The organism is Brachybacterium squillarum M-6-3, from assembly GCF_000225825.1.
In the GTDB taxonomy this organism is placed as follows: Bacteria; Actinomycetota; Actinomycetes; order Actinomycetales; family Dermabacteraceae; genus Brachybacterium; species Brachybacterium squillarum.
Window position 1 is genome coordinate 23,968 of sequence record NZ_AGBX01000005.1, and the last position, 17,242, is coordinate 41,209.

At 72.4% G+C, this 17,242-nt stretch carries 14 protein-coding genes and 3 tRNA genes; 11 read left to right on the top strand and 6 right to left on the bottom strand.

The features are described 5' to 3' along the window. Nucleotides 1–11: 11 nt before the first annotated feature. From OM98_RS07110 to OM98_RS07125, 4 genes are all read right to left on the bottom strand, one after another. Nucleotides 12–542, bottom strand: a complete 531-nt coding sequence (locus OM98_RS07110; protein ID WP_010533914.1) for a methylated-DNA--[protein]-cysteine S-methyltransferase — start codon at nucleotides 540–542, stop codon at nucleotides 12–14. Further along, nucleotides 539–2,038: a DNA-3-methyladenine glycosylase 2 gene (locus OM98_RS07115; protein WP_033195092.1), complete on the bottom strand. Its 1,500-nt coding sequence runs from the start codon at nucleotides 2,036–2,038 to the stop codon at nucleotides 539–541. Before OM98_RS07115 ends, OM98_RS07110 begins: the two co-directional genes overlap by 4 nt. 61 nt (nucleotides 2,039–2,099) lie before the next feature. Next, complete coding sequence (locus tag OM98_RS14840; RefSeq protein WP_010533916.1) at nucleotides 2,100–2,456, bottom strand: DUF1028 domain-containing protein; 357 nt, start codon at nucleotides 2,454–2,456, stop codon at nucleotides 2,100–2,102. Between the two features lie 131 nt (nucleotides 2,457–2,587). Further along, a tRNA-Gly gene (locus OM98_RS07125) sits at nucleotides 2,588–2,658 on the bottom strand. 206 nt (nucleotides 2,659–2,864) lie between these two features. Between OM98_RS07125 and OM98_RS07130 the strand changes: the two genes are divergently transcribed. The 3 genes from OM98_RS07130 (at nucleotide 2,865) to OM98_RS07140 (ending at nucleotide 5,595) form a co-directional block, all read left to right on the top strand. Next, nucleotides 2,865–2,938 (top strand) — tRNA-Pro (locus OM98_RS07130). 94 nt (nucleotides 2,939–3,032) lie between these two features. Beyond that, entirely contained in the window at nucleotides 3,033–4,760 is a 1,728-nt protein-coding gene (tig, locus tag OM98_RS07135) for a trigger factor (RefSeq protein WP_010533917.1), read from the top strand. A gap of 277 nt (nucleotides 4,761–5,037) precedes the next feature. Beyond that, nucleotides 5,038–5,595, top strand: coding sequence for a dihydrofolate reductase family protein (locus OM98_RS07140; protein ID WP_010533918.1), 558 nt, complete (start codon nucleotides 5,038–5,040; stop codon nucleotides 5,593–5,595). A 118-nt stretch (nucleotides 5,596–5,713) separates the two neighbouring features. Here OM98_RS07140 and OM98_RS07145 read toward each other — a convergent pair whose 3' ends face one another. Then, the gene (locus OM98_RS07145) at nucleotides 5,714–6,523 is read right to left on the bottom strand and encodes a C40 family peptidase (protein WP_010533919.1); all 810 of its coding nucleotides are present in this window, start codon (nucleotides 6,521–6,523) and stop codon (nucleotides 5,714–5,716) included. Between the two features lie 465 nt (nucleotides 6,524–6,988). Here OM98_RS07145 and OM98_RS07150 point away from each other — a divergent pair, with 465 nt between their 5' ends. The 7 genes from OM98_RS07150 (at nucleotide 6,989) to nrfD (ending at nucleotide 15,665) form a co-directional block, all read left to right on the top strand. After that, nucleotides 6,989–7,564 (top strand): ATP-dependent Clp protease proteolytic subunit, encoded by a 576-nt coding sequence (locus OM98_RS07150; protein ID WP_050812652.1) that lies wholly within the window; start codon nucleotides 6,989–6,991, stop codon nucleotides 7,562–7,564. Between the two features lie 94 nt (nucleotides 7,565–7,658). After that, a complete protein-coding gene (locus tag OM98_RS07155; RefSeq protein WP_010533921.1) occupies nucleotides 7,659–8,354 on the top strand; it encodes an ATP-dependent Clp protease proteolytic subunit in 696 nt (231 codons plus the stop codon). A 171-nt stretch (nucleotides 8,355–8,525) separates the two neighbouring features. Then, nucleotides 8,526–9,857 (top strand): ATP-dependent Clp protease ATP-binding subunit ClpX, encoded by a 1,332-nt coding sequence (clpX, locus tag OM98_RS07160; RefSeq protein ID WP_010533922.1) that lies wholly within the window; start codon nucleotides 8,526–8,528, stop codon nucleotides 9,855–9,857. After that, nucleotides 9,857–10,198 carry a chorismate mutase gene (locus tag OM98_RS07165; protein ID WP_010533923.1) on the top strand — a complete coding sequence of 114 codons (342 nt, stop codon included), beginning with the start codon at nucleotides 9,857–9,859 and terminating at the stop codon, nucleotides 10,196–10,198. The genes clpX and OM98_RS07165 overlap by 1 nt, the downstream gene beginning before the upstream one ends. Before the next feature lie 60 nt (nucleotides 10,199–10,258). Further along, nucleotides 10,259–13,555 (top strand): formate dehydrogenase-N subunit alpha, encoded by a 3,297-nt coding sequence (gene fdnG, locus OM98_RS07175; RefSeq protein ID WP_245528747.1) that lies wholly within the window; start codon nucleotides 10,259–10,261, stop codon nucleotides 13,553–13,555. Continuing rightward, a complete protein-coding gene (locus OM98_RS07180; RefSeq protein ID WP_010533926.1) occupies nucleotides 13,552–14,553 on the top strand; it encodes a 4Fe-4S dicluster domain-containing protein in 1,002 nt (333 codons plus the stop codon). Before fdnG ends, OM98_RS07180 begins: the two co-directional genes overlap by 4 nt. After that, nucleotides 14,550–15,665, top strand: coding sequence for an NrfD/PsrC family molybdoenzyme membrane anchor subunit (gene nrfD / locus OM98_RS07185; RefSeq protein ID WP_010533927.1), 1,116 nt, complete (start codon nucleotides 14,550–14,552; stop codon nucleotides 15,663–15,665). The genes OM98_RS07180 and nrfD overlap by 4 nt, the downstream gene beginning before the upstream one ends. A gap of 49 nt (nucleotides 15,666–15,714) precedes the next feature. Here nrfD and selD read toward each other — a convergent pair whose 3' ends face one another. Next, nucleotides 15,715–16,716 (bottom strand): selenide, water dikinase SelD, encoded by a 1,002-nt coding sequence (gene selD, locus OM98_RS07190; RefSeq protein ID WP_010533928.1) that lies wholly within the window; start codon nucleotides 16,714–16,716, stop codon nucleotides 15,715–15,717. A gap of 427 nt (nucleotides 16,717–17,143) precedes the next feature. Between selD and OM98_RS07200 the strand changes: the two genes are divergently transcribed. Continuing rightward, nucleotides 17,144–17,235, top strand: a tRNA-Sec gene (locus tag OM98_RS07200). Nucleotides 17,236–17,242: the final 7 nt, after the last annotated feature.

The window sequence follows — 17,242 nt, forward strand, 5'->3', positions numbered from 1 at the left end:
CGCTCATGCTGTCACGCGGGAAGGGCTCGCTCGAGCACCAGCAGCCGACGTTTCGTGTCGATCCCGCCCGCGTAGCCGGTGAGGGCGCCGCTGCCGGCCAGCACCCGATGGCAGGGCACGACGATCGACAGCGGGTTAGCGCCGACGGCGGCACCGACGGCCTGGGCGGCCCGCGGCGCGTCCAGCTCCCGGGCGATGTCCCCGTAGGTGGTGGTGGAGCCGCGGGGGATCTCCCGCAGCCGCGCCCAGACCCGCTGCTGGAAGGCGGTGCCGGCGGGGGCGAGCGGCAGGTCGAAGTCCTCGCGGTCGCCGGCCAGGTAGGCGTGCAGCTGCTCCTCGGCGCGGTCCAGCAGGGCGGAGGCCCCGTCCGCGGGGTCGCCGTAGCGCTCGGGGCGGGGGAAGTGCGCCTGGTCCTGGCGCCACACGCCCACCAGGGCGTCGTCGGTGGCGGCCAGCAGGTACCGGCCGACGGCGGTCTCCACCCAGCGGTGCCGGATCGGGGACGGAGTGCCGAGAGTGTCGGGGGCCTCAAAAGTGGTCATGGGGTGTCCTTCCGGGTCGGGGTGGCGGCGTGGTGCCACAGGTGCAGGGCGGCGTAGGACCGCCAGGGGGAGGCGTCGGCGAGGGCTCGCTGCAGGGCGGCGTGGTCCTCGGCGATCCCCAGGTCGCGGGCGGCGTTCAGCAGGGCGGCGTCCCGGGGCGGGGCCTGGTCGATGGCGCGGCGGCCTCGCAGCAGCGCGTAGTGCGCGGTCCAGGGGCCGACGCCGGGGATCGCGAGCAGCTGTGCCTCCAGCTCCGCCAGCGGGGCCTCGGCGTCCACATCGGTGCCCAGCGCCGCGGCCAGGGTGCGGCGACGGGCGGCGGGCCCTCGGAACCACTCCTCGGCGCGGTCGGCGGCCCGGGCCGGGTCGACGGGCAGACGGGTGCTCCCGCCCCCGCTCAGCGGCTCCGGCAGGGGCTCGGCGAGCAGATCGGTGGCGCGGATGATCTGCTCGCGGGTCTGGACGACGGTGACCTGCTGGCCGACGACCGCCCACAGCAGCGCCTCGGCGACGCTCGTGGTGCCCGGGATCCGCACCCCGGGCCGGGCGGCCACGAGCCCCGCCAGCGCGGGCACCGCCGCGGTCAGGCCGGCGTCGATGCCGCGGGGGTCGGCGTCCAGGTCCAGCAGGCGACGGACGAGCGCCACGGCGGCGCGGTAGTCCCGCAGGTCGGCCAGGCGCAGGGTGAGCGGCAGCGGGCCCTCGGCGACCCCCAGGTCGACCCCCAGCACGGCGGGGCCGTGCGGCAGTCGCACCGCCCGCGACCACCGCAGCCCCTCGACGCTCTCGACGCCCGGCACGGCGCGGGCGGCGAACCAGGCGGCCAGTCCCGCCCCGTCGAAGGGGCGGCGCACGGCGAGGTCCACCCGCAGCTCGGCGGTCGCGGTCCCGGTGTCGGCGAGCGGTCGCCCGGACCGCGGGCGCAACGTGGAGGGCGCCACCCCGTAGATCGCGCGCACCGTGTCGTGGAGCTGGCGCTCGCTGCCGAAGCCCGCGGCCGCCGCGATCTCCCCGAGCGGGCGGTCGGTGCCGCGCAGCAGCTCGTGGGCGCGTCGGGCGCGGGCCATCCGGGCGTGCGCCACCGCGGAGGCCCCGGTGTGCTCCAGCAGCGCCCGGTGCAGGCTGCGCTCGGAGACGTGCAGCAGGGCGGCGAGATCGGCGACGTGCGGGGCGGGCGCGTCGGTGCCGAGCTCGGCGTCCAGGGCGCCCGCCGCGATCAGGTCCAGGGCCCGCGCGGCCAGGTCCCCGCCCGGGTCGGCGTCGGCCCCGCGCGGTGGGGCCAGCGGTCCGCAGCGCTTGCAGGCCCGGTATCCGGCGGCGACGGCCGCCGCGGCGCTCGGCACGAAGGTGACGGAGACGCGGCCCGGGGTGCGGGCCGGGCAGGAGGGGCGGCAGAAGATGCCGGTGGTGCGCACGCAGGTGAAGAACTCCCCGTCGAAGCGGGGGTCGCGGGCCGCGATCGCCGCGTAGCGCTGCTCGTCGTCCAAGGTCTCCATGCCCACCAGTGAACCCCGTCCTGGCCAGCATCGCCAGCGGGATCCGGCCAGCGCAGTCGGCTCAGGAATGGCCCTGCGGCAACACCGAGGGCGGGGCCGGGTCCACCGTGCCCAGGGCGTCGTCGCGGCCCGGGTGCTCCAGTCGCAGCCGGGACTCCAACATCGTCAGCAGGATCTCCAGCGGACGGTCGGGGTCGCGGTCCGGCAGCGCCTGCACCAGGTCCTCCGCCTCCGCGCCGCGGGACAGGGCGATCATCGCCCAGGGCTTCAGCTCCCGGTTGGTCCAGGCCTGCGTGCAGACGATGCCGAGCTGCGGAAGCAGGGCGAGGGTGGAGTTGCCGACCGCCTGGGAGCGGCTCGCGGTGGCCGCGGCGAGGAAGCCGCGCTCGGCGGCGACGGCGAGGAGCGGGAAGGTCATACCCGGCTTCCTGGCACGTCACCGGCACCTCCGGCATGTCCCACGGAGCGGAGCGGCGCGCCGTCGGTGGACCGGCCCCGGACATGCCGCGAGCCGCGCCCCTGGTGGAGGGTGCGCGGCTCGGGAGCGGGAGCGGATGACGGGAATCGAACCCGCGTCATCAGTTTGGAAGACTGAGGCTCTACCATTGAGCTACATCCGCGTGACCGGGGAGAACGCCGGGTTCCGGGGTGGCGACGCGGCGCGGTGCGCGCGGGATCCGGACCGGTTCGGTCCCCGTCATTACACCAGATCGCCCCTGCTCACGCACGCTCAGCGGCCCCGCCGCCCGCATGGCCCCGATCACAGCGATCCGGGCGCATCGGGGCCGTGCGGGGCCGAACCGCTACCATCGTGAGGGTTGCCCTCCGGGGTGTAGCTCAGCTTGGTAGAGCGCCCGCTTTGGGAGCGGGAGGTCGCAGGTTCAAATCCTGTCACCCCGACTCCGGCGCCGGGTCGCTCGCCAGGGCGCGCCCCCGGACGACGGCGACCACCGACAGACCATCAGTCACCGCAATCACTAGGGAGACCTGACCAGTGAAGACCGCGTCCGAGAAGCTCGGCCCCACCCGGGTGAAGCTCACCGTCGAGGTGCCTTTCGACGAGCTGAAGCCGGCCATCGAGGCCGCCACCACAAAGATCGCCAACGAGGTGCAGATCCCGGGCTTCCGCAAGGGCAAGGTTCCCAGCCGTCTCGTCGAGCAGCGCTTCGGCCGCCCGGCGATCCTGCAGGAGGCCGTGAACGACTCCCTGCCCGACTTCTACCAGCAGGCCGCCGCCGAGGCCGAGATCAAGCCCGTCGGCCGCCCCGAGGTCGAGGTCACCGAGATCCCGGGCCTGGACGGCTCCGAGACCGGTGAGCTGACCTTCACCGTCGAGCAGGACGTGCGCCCCGAGATCGAGCTGCCCGACTTCTCCGCCGTCGAGGTGGAGATCGAGGAGCCCGCCGTCGACGACGACGCCGTCGACGTGCGCCTGACCGAGCTGCGCGAGCGCTTCGGCACCCTGGTGGGCGTGGACCGTCCCGCCGAGGACCGCGACTTCGTCTCCCTCGACATGACCGCCACCATCGGCGACGAGGAGATCGAGTCCGTCGAGGGCGTCTCCTACCAGATCGGCGAGGGCAACATGCTCGACGGCCTGGACGAGGCCCTGACCGGCCTCTCCGCCGGCGAGTCCACCTCCTTCACCTCGAAGCTCGCCGGTGGCGACCGCGCCGGTGAGGAGGCCCTGATCAAGGTCACCGCGCAGTCCGTGAAGGTGCGCGAGCTGCCCGAGGCCGACGACGAGTTCGCCGAGATGGCCTCCGAGTTCGACACCATCGACGAGCTCAAGGCCGACCTGCGCACCCAGGCCGAGAACGACGCCTCCGGCAACCGCGTGGCCCTGGCCCGCAACGCCCTGCTGGAGAAGCTGCTCGACGAGCTCGAGATCCCGGTGCCCGACGCCCTGGTCGAGGACGAGATCAACGCCCACCTCGAGAACGAGGGCAAGGAAGCCGGCGACCCCCACGGCGAGGAGATCCGCGAGGACACCGTCAAGGCCGTCCGCGCCCAGTTCCTGCTGGACGAGCTCAACGCGACCCGCGAGGTCGAGGTCGACCAGAACGACCTCATGGGCTACATGACCCAGCTCTCCCAGCAGTACGGCATCGAGCCGAACCAGCTGCTGCAGATGCTGGCCCAGTCCGGCCAGTTGGAGCAGATCTTCGGCGAGGTGCAGCGCTCCAAGGCCCTCGACGTGGTCCTGGCCGACATCACCGTGAAGAACACCGACGGTGACGTGGTCGACCTGGGCCTGGCCTCCGGCGACGACTCCGAGGACGGCGAGGCCGCCGAGGAGAAGCCGGCCGAGGAGAAGCCGGCCGCGAAGAAGGCCCCCGCCAAGAAGGCCCCGGCCAAGAAGGCGCCCGCCAAGAAGGCCGCCGCCACCGAGGCCGACGAGGAGAAGGCCGAGGAGAAGAAGGCCCCGGCCAAGAAGGCCCCGGCGAAGAAGACCACCGCCGCGAAGTCCTCCACCTCCAAGACCGCTGCCGCGACGGCGGAGGGCGACGAGGAGAAGGCCCCGGCCAAGAAGGCGCCCGCGAAGAAGGCTCCGGCGAAGAAGACGACCGCTGCGAAGCCCTCCACCTCCAAGACCGCTGCCGCGACGGCGGAGGGCGACGAGGAGAAGGCCCCGGCCAAGAAGGCGCCCGCGAAGAAGGCTCCGGCCAAGAAGGCCACCACCTCGAAGGCGTCCGCCGCGAAAGACGACGCCGCGAAGTGATCCGGCCCCGGTGAGCGCTCCCTGAGCCGCTCACCCCCGCGCACGGCCGTCACCCCACCCGGGGTGGCGGCCGTTCCGCTGTCCTGGGGTCGAGGGTGTACACAGACCTGGCTCAGGTGGTCGCGAGCCTGCACATGGGCAGGTGCGCCACCACCTGAGCCAGGTTTCTGCACGCCGAGTGACAGGAGTGGGCTCGCCGTGGCGCCCGGGTGCGTGCGAGGCTGGCGGACAGTGCGCCTGAGGACACGCCCGGCGCCGGGAGCGAGGAGGACACGGCATGGGACGCGTGGTGTGGGGCTTCACGATGTCCCTGGACGGCTTCATCGCCGGTCCGGGGCACGACATGCGGTGGCTCGAGGAGATGCCTCCCGCGGATCCTGAGGTTCCGGAACGGCTCGCCGCGGCGGTGGGCGCGATCCTCTCCGGCCGCCGCGGCTACGACGCCGCCCTTGCCCAGCGCGCGGAGCGCGGGGAGCTGACCGCCGAGGCCTACGGCGGCGCCTGGCAGGGCACCGAGTTCGTCCTCACCCACCGCCCCGAGGAGCTCGCGGACGACCCCACGGTGATCGCGCTGGACGCCGACGTCGTCACCGCCCTGGAGAGGGCCCGGGAGGCGGCGGGGGAGCGGGACGTGCAGATCATCAGCGCGGACATCGCGCGCCAGGCCCTCGAGCACGGCCTGATCGAGGAGATGCAGGTGTTCCTGGCGCCCGTGCTGCTGGGGGACGGCACCCGCGTGTTCTCCGTGCCCGGCGGGCGCCGGATCGACTGGGTGGACGCCGGGCCGATCCCCGGGGCGGAGGCCGCCGGGGGCCGCCGCTACCGACCACGCTGAGCGCGCCGGGGCACCGGCGCCCCGGGATGCCCCCGCCCCCTGCCCGGCGTCGCACGCCGGCACACGAAAAGGCCCGGCCCCGCGAGGGGACCGGGCCTTTTGCCGGCGACGCGCTGGATCAGCGGTAGGAGCGGAAGGTGGGGTTGCCCCAGATCTGCCGCTCGACGACCTTCTGCTTGGAGCCGGAGGCGTCGATGATGGTGTTGTTACCGGCGTAGATCGCGGCGTGGCCGGGCCACACGACGATGTCGCCGGGCTGCGCCTCGGACTGGGAGATGCGGGTGCCGCCGGCGGCGAGGCCGGAGGAGGTGCGCGGGAGGGAGATCCCGGTGCCCTCGTAGGCGTACTTCACCAGGCCGGAGCAGTCCATGCCGGAGAGGCTGGAGCCGCCCCAGGAGTAGGGGGTCCCCTTCGCGGAGCGGGCGCGGTCCACGATGGAGGAGGAGCTCGAGGAGGAGCTGCTCGAGGAGGCGGAGGCGCCGGAGGTGGAGACGCCGCCGTTGAGCGCGCCGCGGGTGTTCGGGCCCACGACGCCGTCGACCGCGAGGCCGGCGCTGCCCTGGTAGGACTTCACGGCGGAAAGGGTCTTGGGGCCGAAGACGCCGTCGACGGAGAGGCTGGCGCCGTTGTCGTTCAGGGCCTCCTGCAGATCGCGCACGGCGTCGCCGCGGGATCCGAAGCGCAGCTTCTCGGTGCTGGAGAGCGCGACGGAGGCGACCGGGGTGGCCGGGGCGGCCTCGGCGGCGACCGGGGCGGCGGGAGCGGTGGTGGAGGCGGGCGCGGCCTGCGCGGCGGTGCCGGCGATCGCGGAGCCGACCAGGACGGTCCCGAGGGCCGCGGTGCCGGCGACGCCACGGGCGGCGCGGTTCGCGGAGACGATCGGGGTGACCGCGCGACCGGCGGCGCGGTGGGTGTTGTGCGTAGCCATGTTCGTGATTCCTTCCGGCCTCGAGGCGGCTCGAGGAGTGGGGCAGTCTTCAGGGGTCCCGAGGGGATGTTGAAAACCGTAGGAGGGATCGGGTGCTCGGGTCATGGGGCTTGAAGGAGCCCGGCGGGGTCCTTGCCCGACCCTTTACCTCCGGCCGGGGTTCGTGACCACTGGAAGGCCCGGCTTGACCCTTCGCTGTGGTGCGGGACACACCGGAATGCCTGGTCGGGCGCACGGGGGCCTCCCGGGGCGGAGGAACGGGGGTGTCATCCCCGGGCGGGGGAGCGGCGCGGGACGGGCCGTGCTCCGCGCAGGGCGGAGGGGGATGCGCCTGCGGCGAACAGGGCCCCGGATCGTCAAGGGCACCGCCTAGAGTCGAGCCATCGCCATATCCGCCACGAAGGAGACACCGTGACCTCCCAGAGCACCGAGACCCGGCCCGTCAACGCGGCCGGGGACACCCCGATGGGCCTCGACGACAACGTCTACCAGCGCCTGCTGCGCGAGCGCATCGTCTGGCTGGGCTCCGAGGTCCGCGACGAGAACGCCAACGCCATCTGCGCCAAGATGCTGCTGCTGGCCGCCGAGGACCCCGAGAAGGACATCTACCTCTACATCAACAGCCCCGGCGGCTCCATCACCGCCGGCATGGCCATCTACGACACCATGCAGTACATCCAGCCCGACGTGGTGACCGTGGGCATGGGCATGGCCGCCTCGATGGGGCAGTTCCTGCTGTCCTCGGGTGCCAAGGGCAAGCGCTTCGCCACCCCGCACACCCGCGTGCTGATGCACCAGCCGCTGGGCGGCCTCGGCGGCACCGCCTCCGAGATCAAGATCCAGGCCGACCTCATCCTCTCGATGAAGCGTCAGCTCGCCGAGCTGATCGCCGAGCAGACCGGCAAGAGCGTCGAGCAGATCACCACCGACTCCGACCGCGACCGCTGGTTCACGGCCGCCGAGGCCCTCGAGTACGGCTTCGTCGACAAGATCGTGACCCGCGCGGACGACGTCACGGGCCGCGGCGGCACCGAGGCCTGACCTCCCCGTCACCTCGGCGGCCCGGGCGCCCCGGCGCCGGGCCCGCCACCCGCCCCTCTCGACCTCATCGACACCTCTTCGTCAAGGAGACCCCGTGACCTTCGACCCCCGACTCGCCCCCTACGCGCAGGCCGGCGCCCCGATGGGCATGCCGACCGCCCCGATGCCCAGCTCCCGCTACGTGCTGCCCCAGTACGAGGAGCGCACCGCCTACGGCTTCAAGCGCCAGGACCCGTACACCAAGCTCTTCGAGGACCGCATCATCTTCCTCGGCGTGCAGGTGGACGACGCCTCGGCCGACGACGTGATGGCCCAGCTGCTGGTCCTGGAGTCCCAGGACCCCGACCGCGACATCACGCTGTACATCAACAGCCCCGGCGGCTCCTTCACCGCGCTGACCGCCATCTACGACACCATGCAGTACATCAAGCCCGACATCACCACGGTGTGCCTGGGTCAGGCGGCCTCCGCCGCCGCCGTGCTGCTGGCCGCCGGCTCGCCCGGCAAGCGGCTCGCCCTGCCGAACGCCCGCATCCTGATCCACCAGCCCGCGATGGGCGGTCAGGGCGGCGGCCAGGCCTCCGACCTGGAGATCCAGGCCAACGAGATCCTGCGTATGCGCGAGTGGCTGGAGCAGACCCTGGCCCACCACAGCGGCCGGGACAAGGACCAGATCAGCAAGGACATCGAGCGCGACAAGATCCTCACCGCGAAGGACGCCCTCGAGTACGGCCTGGTCGACCAGGTGCTGGCCTCGCGCAAGGACGCCGCGCCGCAGATCGGCCGCTGACCCGACCCCTCCCGGTCGCCCGCGGGTGACCCACCCCGCGCGGCCCCGGTGCTCATCCACCGGGGCCGCGCGTCTCCCCGGACCCCGGGGCCCGCTGGGCTACGGTGGTCACCGCGGTCGCCCCAGCGGCGGCCGTCTTCCCCTGTCCATCGGCGAGGAAAGAGGACCCACATGGCTCGCACGAGCGATGGCGCCGACGTCTTCAAGTGCTCCTTCTGCGGCAAGTCGCAGAAGCAGGTGGAGCGCCTGATCTCCGGCCCGCAGGTGTACATCTGCGAGGAGTGCATCGAGCTGTGCAACGAGATCATCGCGGAGGAGGTCCAGGCGGCGCAGCCGGCCGAGGAGGCCCAGGCCCCGCTGCCGGCCCCGCAGGAGATCTTCCACTTCCTCGAGGAGTACGTGGTGGGCCAGGAGCCCGCCAAGCGTGCCCTCGCCGTCGCCGTGTACAACCACTACAAGCGGGTGCGCGCCCAGGAGGCCGAGCAGGCCGGCCCCGGACCCAGCGCCGCCCGGCCCGCCGAGCAGGGATCCGAGGCCTACCGCGACGTCGAGGTCGCCAAGTCCAACGTGATGATCGTGGGCCCGACCGGCTGCGGCAAGACCTACCTCGCCCAGACCCTCGCCAAGATGCTCGACGTGCCCTTCGCGATGGCCGACGCCACGGCGCTCACCGAGGCCGGCTACGTCGGCGAGGACGTCGAGAACATCCTGCTGAAGCTGCTGCAGGCCGCCGACTACGACGTGAAGAAGGCCGAGCGCGGCATCATCTACATCGACGAGGTCGACAAGATCGGTCGCAAGGCCGAGAACCCCTCGATCACCCGGGACGTCTCCGGCGAGGGCGTGCAGCAGGCGCTGCTGAAGATCCTCGAGGGCACGGTCGCGGCGGTCCCCCCGCAGGGCGGCCGCAAGCACCCCCACCAGGACTTCATCCAGATCGACACCACCAACGTGCTGTTCATCGTGGCGGGCGCCTTCGCCGGCATCGAGGACATCATCGGCTCCCGCATCGGCAAGCGCGGCATCGGCTTCGGCGCCGAGCTGCACACCCCGATGGAGCAGGAGCAGCTCTACGGCGAGCTGGTCCCCGAGGACCTGCTGAAGTTCGGCCTGATCCCCGAGTTCATCGGCCGCCTGCCCGTCATCACGAGCGTGGCGAACCTGGACCGCGACGCCCTCATCACCATCCTCACCGAGCCGAAGAACGCCCTGGTCCGTCAGTTCCAGAAGATGTTCGCCCTGGACGGGGTGGAGCTGGACTTCGAGCGCAGCGCCCTGGAGGCCATCGCCGAGAAGGCCATCGCCCGCGGCACCGGCGCCCGCGGCCTGCGCGCCATCCTCGAGGAGGCGCTGCAGCCGGTCATGTTCGAGGTGCCCTCCCGTGAGGACGTCGCCAAGGTCGTCATCACCGAGGGCGTGGTCACCTCCGGCCGGGCCCCGCTGATGGTGACCCGCGCCGAGGTGGAGCGCGAGGACGCCGAGGCCGAGGAGCGCAGCGCCTGATGAGCGAGCCCGTGCCGGGCCCCGCCGCGGCGGACCCGGTCGAGCGCGCCCGCGAGCTGCTGCTGCAGGAGCGGCGCAGCATCGACAACATCGACGCGGCGCTCGTGCATCTGCTGGCCGAGCGCTTCCGCCACACCCAGACGGTCGGCGTGCTCAAGGCGACCCACGGCCTGCCCCCGGCGGACCCCTCCCGCGAGCAGGAGCAGATCGACCGGCTCCGGTCGCTGGCCAAGGAGGCGGGGCTGGACCCCGTCTTCGCCGAGGCCTTCATGCGCTTCATCGTCACCGAGGTGATCCGCCACCACGAGCGGATCCGCGACGAGGGCGCCGCCGAGGCCTGACCCGGCCCGGACCTCGTCGAACGCGCACTTCGGGACGAAACCGCTGATAACATCCGGGGCATGGCTCGAAAGACGTTCCTCGACTGGCCGGTGATCCGGCAGCTGCGCGGGGCGGATCCGACGGGACGCGGCACCGCCGTCACGTCCCCGCGGACCCGCAGCACGACGCCGCGCACCGCAGAGGCGGATGGCGTCGCCGACAGCGTCTGCCCGTACTGCGCCGTCGGCTGCAGCCAGCGCGTCTTCCACAAGGACGGACGCGTCATCAACATCGAGGGCAACCCGGACTCCCCGGTCTCCCGGGGCCGGCTGTGCCCCAAGGGCGCCGCGAGCGAGCAGCTCGCGAACTCCTACCTGCGCCAGACGAAGGTCCGCTACCGCCGCCCCTACGGGACCGAGTGGGAGGACCTCGACCTCGACACCGCGATGGACATGATCGCGGACCGCTTCCTCGAGGCGCGTCGGAAGCACTGGGAGGACGAGGACGAGCAGGGCAACCCCCTCCGGCGGACGATGGGCATCGCGAGCCTCGGCGGCGCGACCATCGACAACGAGGAGAACTATCTGATCAAGAAGTTCTTCACCGCCGCGGGCGCCATCCAGATGGAGAACCAGGCCCGCATATGACACTCCGCCACGGTTCCCAGTCTGGGAGCCTCGTTCGGTCGTGGCGGTGCCACGAACACGGTGCAGGACTTCGCCAACGCTGACCTCATCGTCATCGAGGGCTCGAACATGGCCGAGGCCCATCCGGTCGCCTTCCAATGGGTGATCGAGGCGCGCAGGCGCGGCTCCCGGGTCATCCACGTCGACCCGCGGTTCACGCGGACCTCCGCCAACGCCGATCGGCACATCCCGATCCGCACCGGCACGGACATCGTGCTGCTCGGCGGCGTGATCCGGCACGTGCTCGAGAACGAGCTGTACTTCACGGAGTACGTGCAGGCGTACACGAACGCCTCGACGCTCGTCTCCGAGGCGTACGGCGACCCCGAGGACCTCGGCGGCCTGTTCTCCGGCTACGACCCGGAGACCAGCACCTACGACAACTCCACCTGGGCGTATGCGGGTGATCCCGACGCGATCGCGCGCGGCCTGCCCGAGCGGGACGAGACCTTGCAGCACCCCCGCACCGTCTTCCAGATCCTGAAGCGTCACTACGCGCGCTACACCCCGGAGATGGTGCAGGAGACCTGCGGTATCGCTCCGGAGGACTTCGAGTACCTCGCGAGTTCGATCGCGGAGAACTCGGGCCGTGAGAAGACGACGATGTTCGCCTATGCGCTGGGCTGGACCCAGCACCAGGGCGGTGCGCAGATGATTCGCACCTCCGGCATCCTCCAGCTGCTCATGGGCAACATGGGACGACCCGGCGGCGGCATCATGGCGCTGCGCGGACACGCCACCATCCAGGGCTCCACCGACATCCCGACGCTCTACCACATCCTGCCCGGCTACCTTCCGATGCCGAAGGCCGGACAGGACGACTTCGACGAGTACACGCGACTGGTGGGGAAGAAGGAGCAGAAGGGTTTCTGGGCCAATGCGGACATCTATACGATCAATCTGCTGAAGGCCTGGTGGGGGAAGCACGCCACCGCCGAGAACGACTGGAGGTATCATTACCTGCCCCGGCTGACCGGTGCGCACGGCACATACCAGACCGTCATGCGGATGCTCGAGGGCGGGGTCGACGGGTACTTCCTGTTCGGCCAGAACCCCGCTGTCGGCTCGGCCAACGGGCGTATGCAGCGTCTGGGCCTGACGCATCTGAAGTGGATGGTGGTGCGCGACTTCTACATGATCGAGTCGGCGACCTTCTGGAAGGACGGACCCGAGATCGAGTCGGGGGAGCTCTCCCCGGAGCAGATCGGCACCGAGATGTTCTTCCTCCCGGCCGCGAACCACACCGAGAAGGCCGGGTCGTTCACGCAGACCCAGCGCATGGTGCAGTGGCGCGACCAGGCCGTCGAGCCGCCGGGCGACGCGAAGAGCGATCTCGAGTTCATGTACGAGCTGGGACGCCGCGTGCGGGAGAAGCTCAAGGACTCCTCCGACCCTCGCGACCGGCCGATCCTCGAACTGACCTGGGATTATCCTGTCAACGAGCACGGCGAGCCGGACGCCGAGGCGGTGCTCGCCGAGATCAACGGCCGACACATCTCCGGTGAGAGGGCCGGGCAGCCGCTGGCCTCCTTCGGGGAGATGAAGGACGACGGCTCCACGAGCGGCGGCTGCTGGATCTACTCCGGCGTCTACGCGGGCGGGATCAACCGTGCCCGGAAGCGGACACCCGGTCAGGAGCAGGACGAGACCGCCGCCGAATGGGGCTGGGCCTGGCCCGCGAACCGTCGGATCCTCTACAACCGCGCCTCCGCCGATCCCGAGGGCCGCCCGTGGAGCGAGCGGAAGAAGTGGGTCTGGTGGGACGAGGAGTCCGGGACATGGACCGGGAAGGACGTGCCCGACTTCCCGCCCACGAAGCGTCCCGACGACCCCGGGGACCCGGGCAAGGGCGGCGTGGCGGCGCTGGCGGGAACCGATGCGTTCACGATGCAGTCCGACGGGCGCGGATGGCTCTTCGCGCCGACCGGCATGGTGGATGGGCCGTTGCCGACCCATTACGAGTCGCCGGAGTCGAACATCCCCAATCCTCTGTACCCCCAGCAGTCCAACCCCACGCGCGTCACCTTCCAGGACGAGGACAACCTCAGCTCCCCGGGCGCGATGGGCGCGGGCGGCGAGGTGTACCCGTACGTGTTCACCACCTACCGGATCACCGAGCACCACACGGCGGGCGGCATGAGCCGCTTCCTGCCCTACCTCTCCGAGCTCCAGCCGGAGATGTACTGCGAGGTCTCCCCGGAGCTCGCCGAGGAGCTGGGGCTCGAACCGTACGGCTGGGCCACGATCGTCTCGGCGCGCAACGCGATCGAGGCGAAGGTCCTGGTCACCGAGCGGATGACCCCGCTGCAGGTGGGCGGGCGCACCGTCCACCAGATCGGCCTGCCCTTCCACTGGGGCCGCGGTGAATCGGCCGTCGTCCAGGGTGACGGCGCGAACGACCTGATCGGGATGAACCTCGACGCCAACACGCAGATCCAGAACAGCAAGAACAACTCGTGCACGATCCTCCCGGGACGCCGCCCCCGCGGGGCGGGCCGCGCCGAGCTGGTGGAGGAGTACCGCCGCAGGGCCGGGCTGATCCCCGCGCTGCACCCGCAGGTCGACGGGGCCGAGGGCGCTCCTGGTGCCGGCCCGGCCGCGGGCGGGACCCCGCACGAGGTGCGCGGTCCGGAGGAGGCCACCGCCGTGCCCACGGGGGAGCCGTCGATGAAGGAGATGAGGAACCGATGAGCCTGCTCGCCGGACCGGAAGGACCCTCCGCGGAGGCGGGATGGGACCACGACCACGAGCGCAAGGGGTTCTTCACCGACACCTCGATCTGCATCGGCTGCAAGGCCTGCGAGGTGGCGTGCAAGGAGTGGAACCGCAACCCGATCGACGGCAACCTCGAGATCCTCGGCTCGAGCTACGACAACACCGGCGAGCTCGGCGCGAACACCTGGCGCCATGTCGCCTTCGTCGAGCAGGGCCAGGAGCGGATCGAGGAGGCGCGGGAGTCCGGGCGCAAGCTCGTCAGCCTCGGCATGCCGGGGATCGGCCCGAAGTCCTCCGGCCCGCGCGGCGCGACCCCCGCCGGTGACCTCTCGGACGTGGACCGCACCCCGCCGGACACCCCTGAGTTCCGCTGGCTGATGTCGTCGGACGTGTGCAAGCACTGCACCAACGCCGGCTGCCTGGACGTCTGCCCGACCGGGGCGATCTTCCGCTCCGAGTACGGCTCCGTCGTCGTGCAACAGGACGTGTGCAACGGCTGCGGCACCTGCGTCAGCGCCTGCCCCTTCGGCGTCATCGAGCGCCGCGACGACGGGACCGTCTCCCCGTTCGCCGTGCGCGAGGAGGAGGACCCCCGCCGCAACACCGCGAGCAAGTGCACGCTGTGCTACGACCGCCTGGTCGACGGCGAGCAGCCCGCCTGCTCCGCGACCTGCCCCACGCAGTCGATCACCTTCGGCGATCATCCCGATCTCACCGCCGACGCGAAGCAGCGGGTCGCCGACCTGCACGAGCGCGGCATGACCGAGGCGCGCCTGTACGGCGCGAACCCCAAGGACGGCGTGGGCGGCACCGGCTCGGTGTTCCTGCTGCTGGACGAGCCCGAGGTGTACGGCCTCCCGCCGGACCCACAGGTGCCCACCAAGTCGCTGCCGAAGCTCTACGCCCGCACCGGACTCGCCGCCGCGGGCATGGTCGCGGCCGTCGCGCTGTCCTTCCTGGGGGCGCGTCGATGAGCATCACCGAGTACGACGCGGACCGGCCGCCGGAGAAGCCCCGCCGTCGCGGCGGCGGAGGGAAGCGCCGCCGCCGCGGCCTCGCCGAGGTCGGGATGGGCGACGGCTCCCGCGAGGGCGCCGTCGTCGAGGACGTCGAGATCGAACGGTCCGAGCAGTTCGACTCCTACTACGGCCGGCCTGTGGTCAAGGCACCGCCGTGGGAGGCCCCGATCGCCGTCTACCTGTTCCTCGGCGGCGTCGCCGGCGGTTCGGGCCTGCTGGCCTTCGGGGCGCAGTGCACCGGTCGCCCGGTGCTGCGCCGCAGCGCGCGCCTCACGGCGCTCGGCACCGTCGGCCTCGGCACCCTGGCGCTCATCGAGGACCTCGGCCGCCCCGAGCGGTTCCTGAACATGATGCGCACCGTCAAGGTCACCAGCCCCATGAGCCTCGGCACCTGGGTGGTGGGAGGCTTCGCCTCGCTGTCCGGCGTGCTCGGCGCGCTCGAGGTCGACCGCCTGGCGGGGGAGAAGCTCCCGCTCGGGGCGCTGCGCCCCCTGCTCAGGGCCGCCGAGGGGCCGGCCTCCCTCGGCCAGGTCGCCCTCGCCCCGGCGCTCGCCTCGTACACCGGTGCGCTGCTGGGCAACACCGTGGTCCCCACCTGGGAGGCAGGCCGCGGCCACCTCCCGTACCTCTTCGCCTCCTCCGCGAGCCTCGCCGCCGGCGGTGCCGCGATGGTCACCACCCCTGTCGCCGAGGCCGGTCCCGCCCGGCTCCTCGCGGCCGCGGGGGTCGCCGGGGACGTGGCGAGCATGCACCTGATGAAGGAGTCGATGCATCCCCTGGAGCGGGAGCCGCTCGAGACCGGGACGCCGGGCAAGCTCCTGACCTGGGCGGAGCGCCTCGCGATCGCGGGCGGCGTCGGCACGCTCCTCGGCGGGCGCAGCCGCGTGATCGCGGCGGCGAGCGGCGCCGCGCTGCTGACCGCCTCGGCGCTGACCCGCTTCGGGGTGCTGAACGCCGGGCTCGAGTCCGTGAAGGACCCGCGCCGCGTGATCGAGCCGCAGAAGGCCCGCCTGGCCGCGCGCCGCGCCGCCGGCATCTCCGACGACGCGATCACCACCGCGGGCTGAGCGGCGCGGCCTCCGGGCGTCTGCTGACGCCCCGCCCCGGCCGCAGGGCTCAGGTCACCCGGAGACCGGGCTCCGTCGTGGTCCGCCCGATCACCGGGTAGCCGGGCACCTCGCCGACCACCAGCAGGCCGCCGGAGGTCTGCGCATCGGCCAGCAGGATCAGGTCCTCCTCGGCGATGCCCTCGGCGCGCAGGTGGGGGCGCACCCAGTCGAGGTTGCGGCGGGAGCCGCCGGGCACGAAGCCCTCCGCCAGGGCCGCGTCGACGCCCTCCACGCGGGGCACGGCGGCCAGGTCGACCTCGGCGCCGACCCCGGAGGCGCGGCACATCTTGAACAGGTGCCCGAGCAGACCGAAGCCGGTCACGTCGGTCGCGGCCCGCACCCCGGCGGCGCGTGCGGCCTCGGCGGCCTCGCGGTTCAGGGCGGTCATGGTGTCGATCGCCGCGGCGGAGACCTCGCCGGTGGCCTTGTGGCGGTTGTTGAGGATGCCGACGCCGAGCGGCTTGGTGAGGGTGAGCGGCAGGCCCCCCTCGGCGGCGTCGTTGCGCATCAGCTGCTCCGGGTCGGCGGTGCCGGTGACGGCCATGCCGTACAGCGGCTCGGGGGCGTCGATGCTGTGCCCGCCCAGCAGCGGAACCCCGGCCTGCTGGGCGACGGCGAGGCCGCCGCGCAGCACCTCGGTGAGCAGCTCGGGGCCAAGCACGGAGCGCGGCCAGCCCACCAGGTTGATCGCCACCACGGGCGTGCCGCCCATCGCGTAGACGTCCGAGAGCGCGTTCGCGGCGGCGATGCGCCCCCAGTCGTAGGCGTCGTCCACGACCGGGGTGAAGAAGTCCGCGGTGGACAGCACCGCCGTGCTGCCGGAGGGGCCGGCCTCGATGCGGACGGCGGCGGCGTCGTCCCCGTCGTCCAGGCCCACCAGCACGGAGGGGTGCTGCTGTCCGGTGAGCCCGGAGACCACCTGCTCCAGCTCCTCGGCGGGGATCTTGCAGGCGCAGCCCCCGCCATGGGCGAGGGAGGTGAGACGTGGGGCGGCGGAGGGGACGCTCATGCCCCGAACCTAGCAATGCGACGCAACCACGGCGAGGGGCGCCGTCCTGCGCCAGGGGGTCATCCCGCCGGTGGGGAATCCTCGTCTCGGCGGCCCCACTGGTGCCCGAGGCGTGTGCGCTGGGCCTCGTCCTCCTGTTCGGCGTCACGTCGCCTGCGCTCCCCGACCCGGTTCCCCCGGATCGAGCCGAGCAGGATGAGCGCGCCGCTGACGATGGCCGAGACGAAGACGCCGGACATGACTGTCTTCCTCCGCGCCGTCGCGGGACGCGGAGTGTGGACGGCATGCTCCCACCGTAGCCCGCCGGGGAAGGCAACGAGAGTCGGTGCTCCTCGGTGGGCGATACGCTGTCGGGCGGGCGTTCCCCGCGCCGTGCCCGCTCCTGCGATCCGCTCGCCGGAGCGGGCGGACGGAGCGGATCGCCCGAGGAGGCGTCCGTGTCCTGGTGGGCACCCCGGTCTTCAAAACCGGTGAGGTCGAGGATCTCGGCCCGGCGGGTTCGATTCCCGTCCGCCTCCGCGACCCG